13 protein-coding genes are annotated in these 13,864 nt (G+C 34.9%); 7 read left to right on the top strand and 6 right to left on the bottom strand.

All coding sequences use genetic code 11. The features are described 5' to 3' along the window. Positions 1-202: 202 nt before the first annotated feature. Positions 203-823, top strand: a complete 621-nt coding sequence (locus BLP81_RS11255; RefSeq protein WP_245686462.1) for a class I SAM-dependent methyltransferase — start codon at positions 203-205, stop codon at positions 821-823. A 189-nt stretch (positions 824-1,012) separates the two neighbouring features. Beyond that, the gene (locus BLP81_RS11250; protein WP_093368764.1) at positions 1,013-1,543 is read left to right on the top strand and encodes an OmpH/Skp family outer membrane protein; all 531 of its coding nucleotides are present in this window, start codon (positions 1,013-1,015) and stop codon (positions 1,541-1,543) included. Positions 1,544-1,592: 49 nt separating this feature from the next. On the opposite strand, the gene BLP81_RS11245 is transcribed toward BLP81_RS11250, so the two are convergent. Next, complete coding sequence (locus tag BLP81_RS11245; RefSeq protein WP_093368762.1) at positions 1,593-2,732, bottom strand: DNA polymerase III subunit; 1,140 nt, start codon at positions 2,730-2,732, stop codon at positions 1,593-1,595. A gap of 79 nt (positions 2,733-2,811) precedes the next feature. Here BLP81_RS11245 and BLP81_RS11240 point away from each other — a divergent pair, with 79 nt between their 5' ends. From BLP81_RS11240 to BLP81_RS11230, 3 genes are all read left to right on the top strand, one after another. Further along, on the top strand, positions 2,812-3,993 hold the full coding sequence (locus BLP81_RS11240; RefSeq protein WP_093368759.1) for a phosphoglycerate kinase: 1,182 nt from the start codon (positions 2,812-2,814) through the stop codon (positions 3,991-3,993). A 67-nt stretch (positions 3,994-4,060) separates the two neighbouring features. Continuing rightward, positions 4,061-4,417 carry a ribonuclease P protein component gene (rnpA, locus tag BLP81_RS11235; RefSeq protein ID WP_093368756.1) on the top strand — a complete coding sequence of 119 codons (357 nt, stop codon included), beginning with the start codon at positions 4,061-4,063 and terminating at the stop codon, positions 4,415-4,417. Continuing rightward, positions 4,414-6,036, top strand: coding sequence for a S41 family peptidase (locus BLP81_RS11230; RefSeq protein ID WP_093368753.1), 1,623 nt, complete (start codon positions 4,414-4,416; stop codon positions 6,034-6,036). Before rnpA ends, BLP81_RS11230 begins: the two co-directional genes overlap by 4 nt. Positions 6,037-6,336: 300 nt before the next feature. Here BLP81_RS11230 and BLP81_RS11225 read toward each other — a convergent pair whose 3' ends face one another. The 4 genes from BLP81_RS11225 to BLP81_RS11210 all read right to left on the bottom strand — a co-directional run bounded on the left by BLP81_RS11225 (position 6,337) and on the right by BLP81_RS11210 (position 9,013). Continuing rightward, a complete protein-coding gene (locus tag BLP81_RS11225; RefSeq protein WP_093368750.1) occupies positions 6,337-6,783 on the bottom strand; it encodes a GNAT family N-acetyltransferase in 447 nt (148 codons plus the stop codon). Beyond that, positions 6,783-7,679 (bottom strand): cation diffusion facilitator family transporter, encoded by an 897-nt coding sequence (locus BLP81_RS11220; RefSeq protein ID WP_093368747.1) that lies wholly within the window; start codon positions 7,677-7,679, stop codon positions 6,783-6,785. The genes BLP81_RS11225 and BLP81_RS11220 overlap by 1 nt, the downstream gene beginning before the upstream one ends. Positions 7,680-7,685: 6 nt before the next feature. Beyond that, entirely contained in the window at positions 7,686-8,117 is a 432-nt protein-coding gene (rpiB, locus tag BLP81_RS11215) for a ribose 5-phosphate isomerase B (protein WP_093368744.1), read from the bottom strand. A 656-nt stretch (positions 8,118-8,773) separates the two neighbouring features. After that, positions 8,774-9,013: a hypothetical protein gene (locus BLP81_RS11210; protein ID WP_093368740.1), complete on the bottom strand. Its 240-nt coding sequence runs from the start codon at positions 9,011-9,013 to the stop codon at positions 8,774-8,776. A gap of 412 nt (positions 9,014-9,425) precedes the next feature. On the opposite strand from BLP81_RS11210, the gene rnr reads away from it, so the two are divergent. Together rnr and BLP81_RS11200 are read left to right on the top strand one after the other, a co-directional pair. Further along, positions 9,426-11,648 carry a ribonuclease R gene (rnr, locus tag BLP81_RS11205; protein WP_093368737.1) on the top strand — a complete coding sequence of 741 codons (2,223 nt, stop codon included), beginning with the start codon at positions 9,426-9,428 and terminating at the stop codon, positions 11,646-11,648. 237 nt (positions 11,649-11,885) lie between these two features. After that, positions 11,886-13,346 (top strand): hypothetical protein, encoded by a 1,461-nt coding sequence (locus tag BLP81_RS11200; protein ID WP_093368731.1) that lies wholly within the window; start codon positions 11,886-11,888, stop codon positions 13,344-13,346. Between the two features lie 92 nt (positions 13,347-13,438). Here BLP81_RS11200 and BLP81_RS11195 read toward each other — a convergent pair. Next, a partial coding sequence (locus BLP81_RS11195) for a transposase (RefSeq protein ID WP_143002835.1) occupies positions 13,439-13,864 on the bottom strand: 426 nt, incomplete at its 5' end.

The following is a 13,864-nucleotide window of genomic DNA, read 5'->3' as shown; positions in this document are numbered from 1 at the left end:
TATGGATATAAGCAAAATAAAGATTAGAGACGAAGCCTTTACCAAGGAACATTTTATACTAAAACCTGATGAAAACGGTGTTTTGGAAACAATGCCCAAACCACAGAATCTTTCAAAGTATTATAATTTTGGAGGTTATATTTCTCATCATTCGGAACAGAAAACTTTACTTCATAGCATTTATAATGCAGTAAAAAACCAAATGTTTAAAACCAAATTAAAATGCTTAATAAATCACTCAGAGAAGATTGAAAGCGTTTTAGACTTTGGATGCGGTACCGGGGAATTTATAACTTATCTTCAAAAAAAGGGAATAAAAGCTGAAGGTGTTGAACCAACCTCTGTAGCTTTTCAAAAAGCTATAGAAAAAGATATTAAGGTTTATAAAGATATATCTGAAATTCAGGGAAATTATGATGCAATTACCTTATTTCATGTTTTAGAACATGTAAAAAATTATGAAGAAACTTTAAATCAGCTTCTGACTAAATTAAATTCAAGGGGACTCTTACTCATAGCGGTTCCAAATTATAATTCGGACGATGCAAAGTATTATAAAGAGAAATGGGCCGCCTGGGATGTCCCCAGACATCTTTGGCACTTCAGCAGGGATAATATAAAAGACTTAGCTGATCGTCATAATTTAGAATTAGTTAAAATAAGACCCATGCCATTCGATGCCTTTTATATTTCGATGGTTTCTGAAACTTATAAAGGGAACTCCAAATTAAAAGGCCTCTGGAGAGGCTTGGTTTCAAACATGAAAGCAATTCAAACAAAAGAGTTCTCATCTAACCTCTTTATACTTCAAAAGAAGGCTTAGAAGGCGGCAAATAAAGATATGCGGTATAAAACATCGTTTTAAATGTAAAATGCGCTTAAATCAAGTAAAAACGAGTTAAAAAAAATAAATTTAAATTATAATTTTCGGTTTTCTAATAGTTTTTTATAATCGAAATAATTTTATGGTCCTCTAACATCTTTTTTTACATTTGTCGAAACAAAATATACCATGAAAAAAATAATTTTAAGTTTAGCTGTAGTTGCTTCATTAATGTCCTGTACACAAGATAAAAGTGCATATGTCGATAATACGGTTTTAATTCAGGAGTACTACAAGATGAAAACGACTGAAGCCAGATTCGAAAAGAAAAGTCAGGCTTTATCTGAGGAATTGGATTCTGTTGCTGGAGAATTTCAACAAGAAGTTTTAGAATTTCAGGAAGGAATGGACAGAATGTCTGCGCAACAGAAAGAACAAAGACAAAATGAGTTGATGCAGAAGCAACAAATGCTTCAGCAGCAACAACAGCAAAAAAGCCAAATGCTGAGACAGGAAAGTGATCAGGCAATCGACTCTATTATTTCAGAAGTCAAAGATTATGTAGCTGAATATGGAAAAGAAAGAAATTATGCTTTCATTTTTGGATCCAACGAATCTGCAAACATTATGTATGCTAAAGAAGGTTTGGATATCACTGAAGATATTTTGGAAATATTAAATGCAGGACAGGAAAGTTCGAAAGAATCTACCGAGGAATAGGCTGCTGTTCTATAAAAATTCATAAAGCCATCGGCCAAAGCTGGTGGCTTTATTTTTTGTGCAAAAAACGGGTTAATTGCAAGGCTAAATCAGAAAAAATTAATTTAGCATTTCCGTTTCTTTCCACATGGAAAATAGCGGTTTCCAAAACTTCAAAAATTTCAGAAATATTTGCCCCTGTGATGAAGTCGGAAAATTTATCAAATTTGAACTGAGTATCATAAGGTGTTAAATACACCAAAGAACTGGCTTTATAATTATTCAAAAGCGCTTGTCGAAAGAAGTGTATACAGTAATTAAGGAAACGTTTTTGTGTTTCTCGGGTTTCAGAGGCCAACTCATCCGACCAGTCTAAAAGGTCAGTAACGACATGCTTGTTTCCTTTAGCTCTAAAAGCGCTCCTTACCCAGGCTATAAACCATTTTTCAAAGTGCTCATCATCAGAATTGTGCTCAGCAAGATGAATAGCTTTAGAGAAGCTTCCGTCGGCTTGTTGGGAGATTTTAATCGCTTCCTGTTTAGACATATCAAATTTGGATAAGAGCCCGTCTATAAGATCAGCTTCACCTAGTGGCGGGAAATCTAAGGTTTGGCATCTGGATCGTATCGTTTGTAAAATGTCTTCAGGAGATTCGGTTATTAAAATGAAATAGGTATTCCTGGGTGGTTCCTCAATCAATTTTAAAAGTTTGTTGGAGGCTGCAGTATTCATTTTATCGGCACACCAAACAATCATGACTTTGGGGCCACCCTCATAAGATTTCAGAGACAAGGATTTGACTACATTGGCAGCTTCATCAACATTTATAGAACCCTGTTTTTTTTCAATACCTATTTGCATATACCAGTCGTATAAGGTCTGGTAAGGATTATCTATTACAAAGCTTCTAAAATCTGAGATAAAATCTTTAGAAACTGGTTTTTTAGGGGAGCTGGCTGTATTAGTAATGGGGTAAACGAAATGTAAATCGGGATGGGTAAGCTTAGCCATATAATTCACAATGGAACTTTCACGATGACCTGGAGACTGCTGAATCATCAATTCTCTTGCAAAGGCGATGGCCATAGGCAAAATACCAGAACCTGTCGAACCTGTGAACAATTGAGCATGTGGAACTCTGTTGTTTATTATACTATTCCTCAGGTGATTTTTGAGGTGATCTAATCCTAAAATGCTTTCAAAAGTCATAGGGCTAAAATAACAAAGCTGTAGGCCTTTTGAAAGATTAATTGATTAAATTTGAAGTTAATTCAGAAAAAAACAAGTGATGAAAACCATTGATGATTTCGACTTTAAAAATAAAAAAGCGCTCGTCAGAGTTGACTTTAACGTGCCCATAAATAAAGAATTTGAAGTGGCCGATAAAAGCCGTATTGAAGGTGCAAAGCCAACTATTATCAAGATTCTAGAAGATGGAGGAAGTGCTATATTAATGTCACATTTGGGCAGACCAGATGGGAAAGAAGAAAAATACTCCTTAAAACATATCCGTTCTGCTGTATCAGATGTGCTTGGCGTGCAGGTCAAGTTTATTGAAGACTGTATAGGCAAAACTGTAGAAGAGACGGCTAAAGCTTTAAAACCTGGTGAAATTCTTCTGCTGGAAAATCTTAGATTTTATCCAGAAGAAAAGAAAGGAGACGAGGAGTTTGCAAAAAAGCTTTCAGGTTTGGGAGACATTTATGTAAACGATGCCTTCGGTACAGCGCACAGAGCTCATGCTTCAACTACGATTGTAGCCAAATTTTTTGAAGATAAAGCCATGGGGCTTCTCCTGCAAAAGGAAATAGAAAGCCTAGATAAAGTCTTGAATTCTTCCGAGAAGCCGGTTACCGCTGTGCTTGGTGGTGCCAAAGTCTCATCAAAGATTACCGTGATTGAAAATATTTTACCGAAAGTAGACCATCTTATCATCGGTGGTGGTATGGCCTTTACCTTTATAAAGGCACAGGGAGGAAATATTGGTGAATCTCTTGTTGAAGAAGATTTACAGGATATGGCACTCGATATTTTGCAAAAAGCCAAAGAGCAAAATGTCCAAATACATTTGCCAGTCGATAGTGTTGTCACCCAGGAATTTGATAATGATTCTGAAACCAAAATAGAAAATATCGAAAATATCTCTAAGGGCTGGATGGGACTGGATGCAGGTCCGCAATCCCGAGAAAATTTTGCAAAGGTGATTAAGAAATCCAAAATTATCCTTTGGAATGGACCTCTGGGTGTTTTTGAAATGGATACGTTTTCAAAAGGGACCATAGCACTTGCTGAGGCTATTGCAGAAGCGACAGAAAGCGGAGCATTTTCTTTAGTTGGTGGCGGAGACAGTGTATCGGCTGCAAAAAAATTTGGGTTTGATACCAAAGTGAGTTATGTATCTACCGGAGGAGGAGCCATGTTAGAAATGCTTGAAGGTAAAAGCCTTCCGGGTATTGATGCTTTAAAATAAAAATATAATTTTTTTAATTTCAAAAGCAATACCTTCAGAAAGAGGTATTGCTTTTTAGTTTACACAAATGAATTTGAAATCCTTCACATATCCTGAAGAGGAAAAACTAAAATCAAAAAAACTGATAAAAAAGGTTTTTGAAGAAGGGAAAACGATAAAATCGTTTCCCATATTGATTCGTTATACCGAACATGAGGAAAATAGGCACAAGGTGGGGGTAAGCGTTCCAAAAAGAAATTTTAAAAACGCTGTGGATCGCAATCAGATCAAAAGACAATTAAGAGAAGCATACCGTTTGAATCAACATGAATTAACAGATTTTGGTAGCAAATTTGCAGTGATGATTACTTATATAGGCAAAAAGAAAGTAGCCTCTGTAAAAATTCACGAAACTCTAAAATCTCTTTTAAAGGAATTGACATGAAAAAAATAAAACTTTTCATACTAACCATCGTAGTGGCTTTAACTAGTTATGGGTTTACAACCTATAAAAATGATTTTTTTGAAATCGCTAAACAGATTGAAATTTTCACCAATCTGTACAAAGAAATCAATATGAATTATGTGGATGAAGTAAATCCAGCAGCATTGATGAACACCGCTATTGAGGCAATGTTAAATGATCTGGACCCTTATACCATTTACTGGAATGAACAGGAAATACAAAATGCCAGAATCCAAAATTCTGGAAATTATACGGGGATAGGAGCAGAAATCATAAGCACTCCAGAGTCTATTTTAATTCGGAATATACAAAAAGGTTCCCCTGCAGATATAGCTGGGCTAAAAATCGGGGATAAAATTATAAGTATAGGCGATATTCAGGTGGAGGATTATAACGAAGATGCAGGAGAATTATTAAAAGGTAGTGCAGATACGGAAGTTATCTTGAAAGTAAATCGTAATTCTGAGGTTGAAACAATGACTTTAGTAAGAGGCATGGTTGAAGAAAAGGCAGTTCCTTTTTTCAAACTTTTAAAAAATAACACCGGTTATATCGTACTCTCACAGTTTTCAAGATCAGCTTCATCTGAAGTTATTGAAGCTTTTCAAAGATTAAAAGAAGAAGGAGCCACCCAAATCATTCTTGACCTTAGAAATAATCCTGGTGGACTGCTTTCTGAAGCAGTAAACGTAAGCAATATATTTATTGAGAAAGGAACTACCATAACCTTTACAAAATCGGCTATAGAAAAGTATAACCAAACTTATGCGACCCAGAACAAAGCCCTGGATACCGAAATTCCTTTAACCATACTCATCAATGAAAATTCAGCTTCAGCCAGTGAAATAGTATCTGGAAGTCTTCAGGATTTGGACAGAGCTGTGGTGATTGGAAGCAGGAGTTTTGGAAAAGGACTGGTACAACGCCCTAAAAAACTGAACTACGGCACTCAGGCCAAAATCACCATATCAAGATATTATACGCCAAGCGGCAGATGTATTCAGGCACTTGATTATATGGACGGAGAAAGCATCAGAAAAGAAAAAAATGAATACACTGAATTTAAAACCAAAAGTGGAAGAAGCGTCTATGATGGAGGTGGTATAAAACCGGATATTGTAGTAGATGTTGAGAAGGAAAGCAAATTGGTAAAGGCTTTGAAAAAAGAAAATGTGATCTTCGATTTTTCTGTGAATTATATCAGTAGAAACAGAGATTTGAAACTTGAAAACTTCAAATTCAATCAAACTATTATCGATGATTTTAAAAAGTTTATCAAGGAAAATAACTTCAAATTTGAAACCGATACGGATAAAAAAATAGATGAACTTAAAGACATTGCAGAATCAGAAGATTACTTAAGCTCCATACAATCGTCCTTAATAGATCTTCAAAAGGAACTAAATAAGGAGAAAGAAGAGGCATTTCAGAAAGAAACCCAGACCTTGAAAAAACTCATCACTGAAAACATATTAAGAATAATTGGATACGATGATGCGGTATATACTTATTATACAGAAAAAGGGGAAGTTATAGATAGAGCTATTTCTCTTTTGAATAACAAAAATAGCTATAAAGAGATATTGGGATATAACTAAGAAAGAGCTTAAGGAACCTCTGTATAAAGACTCGAAAAGCAGGTACTCAATACAAGCAGCTTAGCAAACCCATTTCTCCTCAAAATGGCAAAGAAATGGTTTCCAGAATGCTTGCGATTACCGATAAAAGCGTGTTTGAAAATGCCTTGAGAAAGCATAAGCCAGGCATTATAAACTGAAGTTAAGAAACTATAAAATTGATGATGAACATTTGGTGATTTGTAGGAAATATCATCAAAAAATTCCTTTACAACGCCTTAACCTTAAACCTGAAAACGGACTCCGCGTAAACTCTGTGAATTAGTGACTCACCAACTTCATTCCGATATGAGGAATGCCGTCTTCCAGATAACCTTCACCAGAAATTACAAAACCGTGGCTTTTATAGAAATTTATTAAGTACTGCTGGGCGGAGATTTTGATGATGGATTTTGGATAGGTTTTAAGTGCAAAGGCAATGCTGGCTTTCATCAGTTCATGACCTAATTTCTGACTTCTGTGCGTTTCTTTTACAATGACTCTGCCTATGCTCAGTTCCTTAAAATAGGTACCCGGGGGCAGAATCCTTGAATAAGCGACTAAACTAGCATGGTCATAAAACAACACATGGTAGGCTTTGTCATCATACCCATCAATATCCTGATACACGCAATCTTGTTCTACGACAAAAACCTCTGAGCGCAATTGTAAAATATCATACATCTGTTGAGTGGAAAGTTCTGTAAAAAGTGAAATTGTTGTCTTCATCAGTCTTGTACTATGATGTTCTTATTATCTGATTTATTGAATTCTGGCTGAATATTGATATGATTAATCCCATAGTCCTTAAGCAAAATGTCTTCGATTTCAACCAGAAGCTTATCAAATTTAGATAAGGTAATATCTTCTTTGAAATCAATTTCAGCTTCCAGATGCAATTCTATTTCATTCAATTGCCAAATATGCACATGATGCATGTTTTTAACAAGAGGCAGGGCATTGATTTTGGTAACAATATCTTCAATTTCTATATGAGTTGGCGTATAAAGCATCAATACTTTAAAAGAATCCTTAAAGAGCTTCATGCCCACAAAAATGAGATAAACGGCGATAGCAAAAGTCAGCACACTGTCTATCCAATAAATTCCATAAAATTTCATCAAAAGGCCTCCTATTAGGACAGCTACAGAAGCAAGCATATCGGTAAGCAGATGAAAATAGGCAGAAGAAAGATTCATATTGGTTTTTCTGTCTTTCAATAGAAGCAAAACACTTAAACCATTACCAACAATAGCTAAAGCGGAAAGCCAGATCACCAAATCGGAATTAATAGTCCTTGGATTTATAAAATGAACAATAGACTCCTTAATAAGAATAACAGCAATAATGATCAGACTAGCAGAATTCACAAAAGCAGCCATGATTTCGGCACGCTTATAGCCAAAGGTTTTATCGGAGGTCGCGCTTTTGGCAGAAAATTTTGACGCTACATAACTGATGACTAAAGAAACAACATCTGTAAAATTATGAAGTGCATCTGAAAGCAAAGCAAGACTTCCACTTAAAAATCCACCCACAACCTGGGAAGCTGTAATTATAATATTGAGAACTATAGAAAAAAGTAAATTTTTCTGTGAATTTTGATATGAAGAAGTATAACTCAAAATAGACTATTGAGGAGCAATTTTTTCAACTCGTCTTTCATGACGGCCACCTTCAAAAGAAGTCTTAAGAAAAACTTTTACAAAATCAATAGCTTCCTCCAAGGAAATAAATCTAGCAGGAAGACTCAAAATATTAGCATTATTGTGTTGTCTGGCAAGAGCGACCAGTTCTGTATTCCAACACAAGGCCGATCTGATGCCCTTATGCTTATTTGCAGTCATATTAGCACCATTACCACTACCACAAATGATAATACCAAAATCCGATGTAGCATGTTCAACATCCGCTGCAACAGGATGCACAAAATCAGGATAATCTACACTATCTTCTGAATCTGTTCCGTGATTAATCACTTCTATGGATTGTGAAAGTAAATAATTTTGAATGGCATTTTTGTAGGTCGTGCCCGCGTGATCGTTACCAATAGAAATTGTCATAAGTGTAGTTTTTAAATGGAAAACACAAAGTTAAGGTTTAATTCAGTAATTATGGAATTGTGATGAATTTTATAGGCTCAGCATTGTCTTTCAGGAGTTTAAGATAAAATGAAATATAGTATCCACAGCTGTGGATAACTTTCAAATTGAATCGGTTTTACTGGCTGCAATTTTTAATAAAGTGTGGATAACTTCAGTAAAAAAAAAGAAGAGATAATTTGGTGAATCAAACTTAAAATGGAGATAGATAAAAATCTGATTTAATAAAATTTTTAGAGACTGAATTTCAAAAACTTTTACGTTCACTTTTGAAAGTTATCCACAGAGAACTAAAAAAAAGTTATTCCAAAATAGAGGTTTAAACTCATACTTAAATTGTGGATAACTTTTCCAATTTAGTATGAGAATCAAAGTTTTATATATAAATAAAAGACTCGAAGATTGTGGATAAACTAAGTTATCATTAAATCAAAATGAAAATGAAAAAAGTTTTCCAGTTATACACGAGCAATAGTAATCATCATGTTTAATTTTAAAATTTATAAAAAAAGAATAATAGTATTATAGATTGTGGATAAGTGGAAAAAAGAATGAATTTGAAAATTTATTTTTATAAACCTGGACTGGTATAAATTCTAAAAGTATCCGACTTAACTTTAAACAATATGAAGGTGATTTTCAAAATTGTAATCTTCCAAAATAGCTTTAGCTTCTTTTAGATCTTCCGGGTGTACTTTTAAGAAAATCCCCCCTAAAGCATTAGAATAAAAAGGAATAACACCTATGACGGTTTCATTTTGAAAGAAAAAACGGATATTTTCTTTTTCTAAGAGAAGCTTAAGTACTGTATATTCATGAGGATATGTAAATACTGCCAGCTTGATGAAGTTATTCATTTTTATTTTAAAAATAAGAAATATAATCAGCTTACTGACAGATTTATAGCAGATTTAATCTTTCTTATAGCAAAGTTGAAAAGTAAACTAGAGGTTGATCTAGGCTTGATTCAACTGTAGAAATTTGTTTATTTAAGAAAAAACAGATGTACAGATATATTCCCAGGAACCCTACCAAGAAGATGAGAATGAAGACAAGGTATATTTTGAAAGGCCTCAACATTTAATTTGAATATATATACAAAATTATAAAAATTTTAACAATGGGTATCATTTAAAAGTCAATATAATGAAATTTTAACATCATTAAATTGTTAAATCATTCATACAAAGGACTTAACAAAGATTTAGTTTACCAATTTCGCATTCCAATTATTATATATTACTTTTAGCGAAGATTATTTAACAACTTATGAGTAAAAAGAAAAAAGGCAAAAAACCTTTCCAAGCCCCAGACATTCAGGATGGAGGTTTATCAAAAAAAATCCTGGACCTATTCAAAAAACAATCCGATAAGAGTTTTGATTACCAATATGTCCTGGAAAAATTAAAAATAGAGGATACCAAGACCAGAAATAAAGTCATTCGTCTTCTGGGACAGCTGACCGCCAAAGGTCAATTGAAACATATGGAGGACAAGAAATTTCAATTTGACGGAGAAGAGGATTTTCATACCGGGATCATCGATATGACCTCCCGTGGAGATGCCTATGTGATGGTTGAAGATATGGAGCAGGATATTTATGTCTCCAATAAAAACCTGAATCATGCGCTGGATGGCGACGAAGTGAAAGTCTATGTTTTCAAAAAACGCGAGCGCTCCAAATCGGAAGGTGAAGTCATTTCTGTACTGACGAGAAATAAAACAGATTTTGTAGGTGTACTCCACAAGAAGGAGAAATTCGGTTTTGTAGTGGTAGCCAGTTCAAAAATGTACACTGATATTTTCGTACCCAACGATAAAATGCACGATGCCGAAGACGGATTGCTGGTTAAAGTCAGACTTCTGCAATGGAAAGATAAAGACGATTCACCTAAGGGTGAAATCACTGAAGTTCTTGGCGTGCCCGGAGAGCATGAAACCGAGATGCATGCTATTTTAGCAGGTTACGGTTTACCCGAACAATTTCCACCGGAAGTTGAAGAATTTGCCAATGGCATTGATACCAAAATACACCAGTCGGAAATTAAGAAACGAAGAGATCTTAGAGATACGCTTACGTTTACGATAGATCCTGCCGATGCCAAAGATTTTGATGATGCCTTAAGCTTCAAAAAAATGGAAAATGGCAATTTCGAAATAGGAATTCACATTGCCGATGTGGCGCATTACGTTCAGCCGGGAACTATCCTGGATGAAGAAGCTTATAACCGGGCGACCTCCATTTATCTGGTAGATCGTGTGGTTCCTATGCTTCCTGAAGTTTTATCCAACGGCGCCTGTTCATTGCGGCCAAATGAGGAAAAATATACCTTTTCTGCGTTGTTTGAAGTCACCAAAGACGGTAAAGTAAAAAGCGAATGGTTTGGAAGAACGGTTACGTATTCCGATGCGCGTTTTGCTTATGAAGAAGCACAGTATATCATCGATTCTGAAGACAAGCACATTCCTGCGGATATTTCATTATCTCAAAAGGCTTACGATGTTCAGCCGGAAATTGTAGAAGCTGTATTAACCTTAAACAGCCTGGCTAAAACCATGCGTGACAAACGTATGCAGCAAGGGGCCATTTCATTTGATAAAGTGGAAGTGAAATTCCATCTCGATGAAGAGAACAATCCAACAGGGGTTTATGTGAAAACCAGTGAGGATGCCAATAAACTGATCGAGGAGTTTATGCTTCTTGCCAACAGGAAAGTATCTGAGTTTGTAGGGAAAAAGAAACCTAAAAAAACCTTTGTCTACCGTTGTCACGACGAGCCGCAGGAAGATCGATTGGAAGCCTTAAACACTGTCGTTTCCAAATTTGGTTATACTCTCAACTTCCAGAACAGAAAAGACGTTGCTAAGACGCTCAACAGCCTTCTGGAAGATGTGAAGGGTAAGAAAGAACAGAATTTGGTCGATACCTTGACGATTCGTACCATGAGTAAGGCTTATTATTCAACAGAAAATATTGGACATTACGGTTTAGCCTTCGATTATTACTCGCATTTCACCTCACCGATTAGACGTTATCCGGATGTGATGGCACACCGTTTACTGCAGCGCTACCTGGACCAAGAGCCAAGCGCCAGTGAAACGGAGTACGAAGAAAAATGCAAGCATTCCAGCGAAATGGAAAAACTGGCTACCAATGCAGAGCGGGATTCCATCAAGTACATGCAGGTGAAATATATCCAGGACCAGGAAGAAACCGAGTACAAAGGCGTTATTTCCGGTGTGACTGACTTTGGTGTTTTCATCGAAATTATAGAAAACAAATGCGAAGGTATGGTGAGATTGAAGGATATATCTGACGATCACTACGACTTCAACGAAGAGCATTATGCCATCATTGGCCGAAAAACCAAGAAGATGTATCAGCTTGGTGACGTGGTTTATGTACGCGTCAAAAAAGCGGATCTAGTCAAAAGAACCATCGATTTCGAACTGCTGGGTTCTGTTGAAGAAGTCGCGATCGAAAGCGAATAAATCAATTAAATAGGATTTTAAAGGATCCATATTTATAAAAAGGCGATTTAATGAAGTTCAAACTTCATTAAATCGCCTTTTTTCTATTTTAAAAGCTTGTAAATGGATGTTATAGATTTTTATTAAAATTAATTTTATCAAAAATGGGATAAAGTTTAGACGAACATAGGTTTATCCTGAAACGTTTATCTATAAAAGTGTAGTTTTATAAATATATAACTGGTTAGCCATTATTAGATGAATCCAGAATTAAAAAATATTAAGAGCAGTCTAGTTGTGGATGATTTTCAAATCGACCTACCTGACCGATTTGAGGCAGGGATTTATTTGAATTTTATACGAGTTGACAATTTTGACAAACTATTTCGAGAGGCTCATAAAAAGTTTAATCAGACTGATGATATAGCTGAACAGAAAGTAATTCTTGAAAATGAACTGAAGGTATATAAAGCTCTTTCAAAACATTTAAAATCCTTAATTTCAGGAATAGAGAATGGCACAACTAAAATAAGTTTATCATACAATCCTGAATCAAAAGATTTTATTGACTCTACTCTTTCAGAACTCTTTAAAATAAATCAGGAGTTATCTTTTGAAAAAAAGGTTCAGGTTCAAACACTGAGGAAATTAAATCAACAATTAAATGAAACTAATCAAGCCATCTTTGAATTAAAAAATTATCAATTTTCTACGTATAAACACGAAGAATTTCTAGGTGGCGGTTTTTATTTAAGATTTCCAAAAGAGACCATTATTTACAAAGAAATCAGTATTGGAAACTCTAAATTCGGGAGTAGTATTTTGTACAAGGATGAATCTCAAAATGGAGATAAAATAGATCTCCTAAACATGCTTGCATTTTTTCAAGTTACTCCTAATTTCTTATTGACTAAGAATAAATCTTTTAATGAAAAGCTCTCAAATTTGTATGACCAATTTGATATTCTTGATCTGTTAACATTAACCAGCACAAAGTATTTCAACGATCCCAAAGGAGAATTTAGAAGTCTTTCAAGTCCAATTTTCAAACTTTACCGCAATACCAAATTCATAATTTTCCCAGACATTAATTTTAGGGAATTATTCAATCTATATCATTCTTCATTGAAGCAGATTGAACCTTTACCTAGGTGTGTATTTCTATTCAGAATTGTTGAGTACGCTAAAAACTATCATTATCAGCAGATTTTCCAAACCAGTAATTTGGAGCTAAAGGATGTAATTGAGTATTACTATAACGAAATGTTAGAGCACAGATTTATTCCTATTTATTTCCTGGATTACGGATCTGACCATGATCATAAGACAGGGGAATTGGTCAAAAGAAGAAAAACTCAATATCTAAATCTGATGGTTGAATTAAAAAGGAAGTCAAAACAAATTGTAGAATATTGGAATACGCATCCATACCTTAAATCTAAATCTTTAGGGCAGATCATATATAACACTGGCAGAAACACAGTTGCTCATGGTGGTAACGGCAATCAAAATATCAACTATGATTACGCCAATAAATACAAGCATATAAATGATGTGAATGTTTTTCTAGAATTAATTGCCCGTTACATTATTGAGCTAACTAACCCTGACCTAAAGAGTGTGATTTACAGGAAAAAAGATATGTATGAGAAAAACTGCTCACACCTAAGAATCATGAATGAAAAACAAAATGTTGTAAACCTAAAAAACAATGGCTAACATGGGTAACCGTTGCACAAGCCAATAAAAATCCAAAAAGCAAGTCATTTTAAGCCCTTTTCAGGGCTTTTGTCTTTTTATTTATGTTGGATTTACGCTAAATTTAGAGGGCTTAAATAAGAGTTGATTAAGTATTGCAGAGTTTTTATTTTACAAAGCAAAGACTGCAGAGCTTTTGCTCCACTTTTTGCCCGTTTTTGAGTGAACTTCAGGTACTTCTTCAGGTTATAAGCTATGGCCGAGAGGTGCATTACCTTGTTGGCTTGTTGTAGTCCGATGGTATTGATTTTTCTTAAGCCCATGAATTGTGTTAGTGTGCCGAAGACAGGTTCTACTGTACTTTGGCGTTTGGCTTTCATGTATCTGCCTTGTTTACTCTCTACCCGTTGGATATTTCTATCATACTCTTCTTTGTAGTAGGTTACTGAGAACTTTTTTTCTTTGGCTGTACGTCCTAAACATTCAGCTTGCAAAGGACATCCTTTGCATTGTTTGCTTGAACTTCGGTATTCTTTCTT

Origin of the sequence: Psychroflexus sediminis (genome assembly GCF_900099815.1) — a bacterium.
Classification (GTDB): Bacteria; Bacteroidota; Bacteroidia; order Flavobacteriales; family Flavobacteriaceae; genus Psychroflexus; species Psychroflexus sediminis.
This window is presented reverse-complemented; position numbering and strand designations above follow the sequence as displayed.

What these genes read in the sequence shown, in the direction of transcription:
- BLP81_RS11255 (WP_245686462.1), top strand. Translation starts at nt 203, where the DNA reads ATGTTTAAAACCAAATTAAAATGCTTAATAAATCACTCAGAGAAGATT.
- BLP81_RS11250 (WP_093368764.1), top strand. Translation starts at nt 1,013, where the DNA reads ATGAAAAAAATAATTTTAAGTTTAGCTGTAGTTGCTTCATTAATGTCC.
- BLP81_RS11245 (WP_093368762.1), bottom strand. Translation starts at nt 2,732, where the DNA reads ATGACTTTTGAAAGCATTTTAGGATTAGATCACCTCAAAAATCACCTG.
- BLP81_RS11240 (WP_093368759.1), top strand. Translation starts at nt 2,812, where the DNA reads ATGAAAACCATTGATGATTTCGACTTTAAAAATAAAAAAGCGCTCGTC.
- rnpA (WP_093368756.1), top strand. Translation starts at nt 4,061, where the DNA reads ATGAATTTGAAATCCTTCACATATCCTGAAGAGGAAAAACTAAAATCA.
- BLP81_RS11230 (WP_093368753.1), top strand. Translation starts at nt 4,414, where the DNA reads ATGAAAAAAATAAAACTTTTCATACTAACCATCGTAGTGGCTTTAACT.
- BLP81_RS11225 (WP_093368750.1), bottom strand. Translation starts at nt 6,783, where the DNA reads ATGAAGACAACAATTTCACTTTTTACAGAACTTTCCACTCAACAGATG.
- rpiB (WP_093368744.1), bottom strand. Translation starts at nt 8,117, where the DNA reads ATGACAATTTCTATTGGTAACGATCACGCGGGCACGACCTACAAAAAT.
- BLP81_RS11210 (WP_093368740.1), bottom strand. Translation starts at nt 9,013, where the DNA reads ATGAATAACTTCATCAAGCTGGCAGTATTTACATATCCTCATGAATAT.
- rnr (WP_093368737.1), top strand. Translation starts at nt 9,426, where the DNA reads ATGAGTAAAAAGAAAAAAGGCAAAAAACCTTTCCAAGCCCCAGACATT.
- BLP81_RS11200 (WP_093368731.1), top strand. Translation starts at nt 11,886, where the DNA reads ATGAATCCAGAATTAAAAAATATTAAGAGCAGTCTAGTTGTGGATGAT.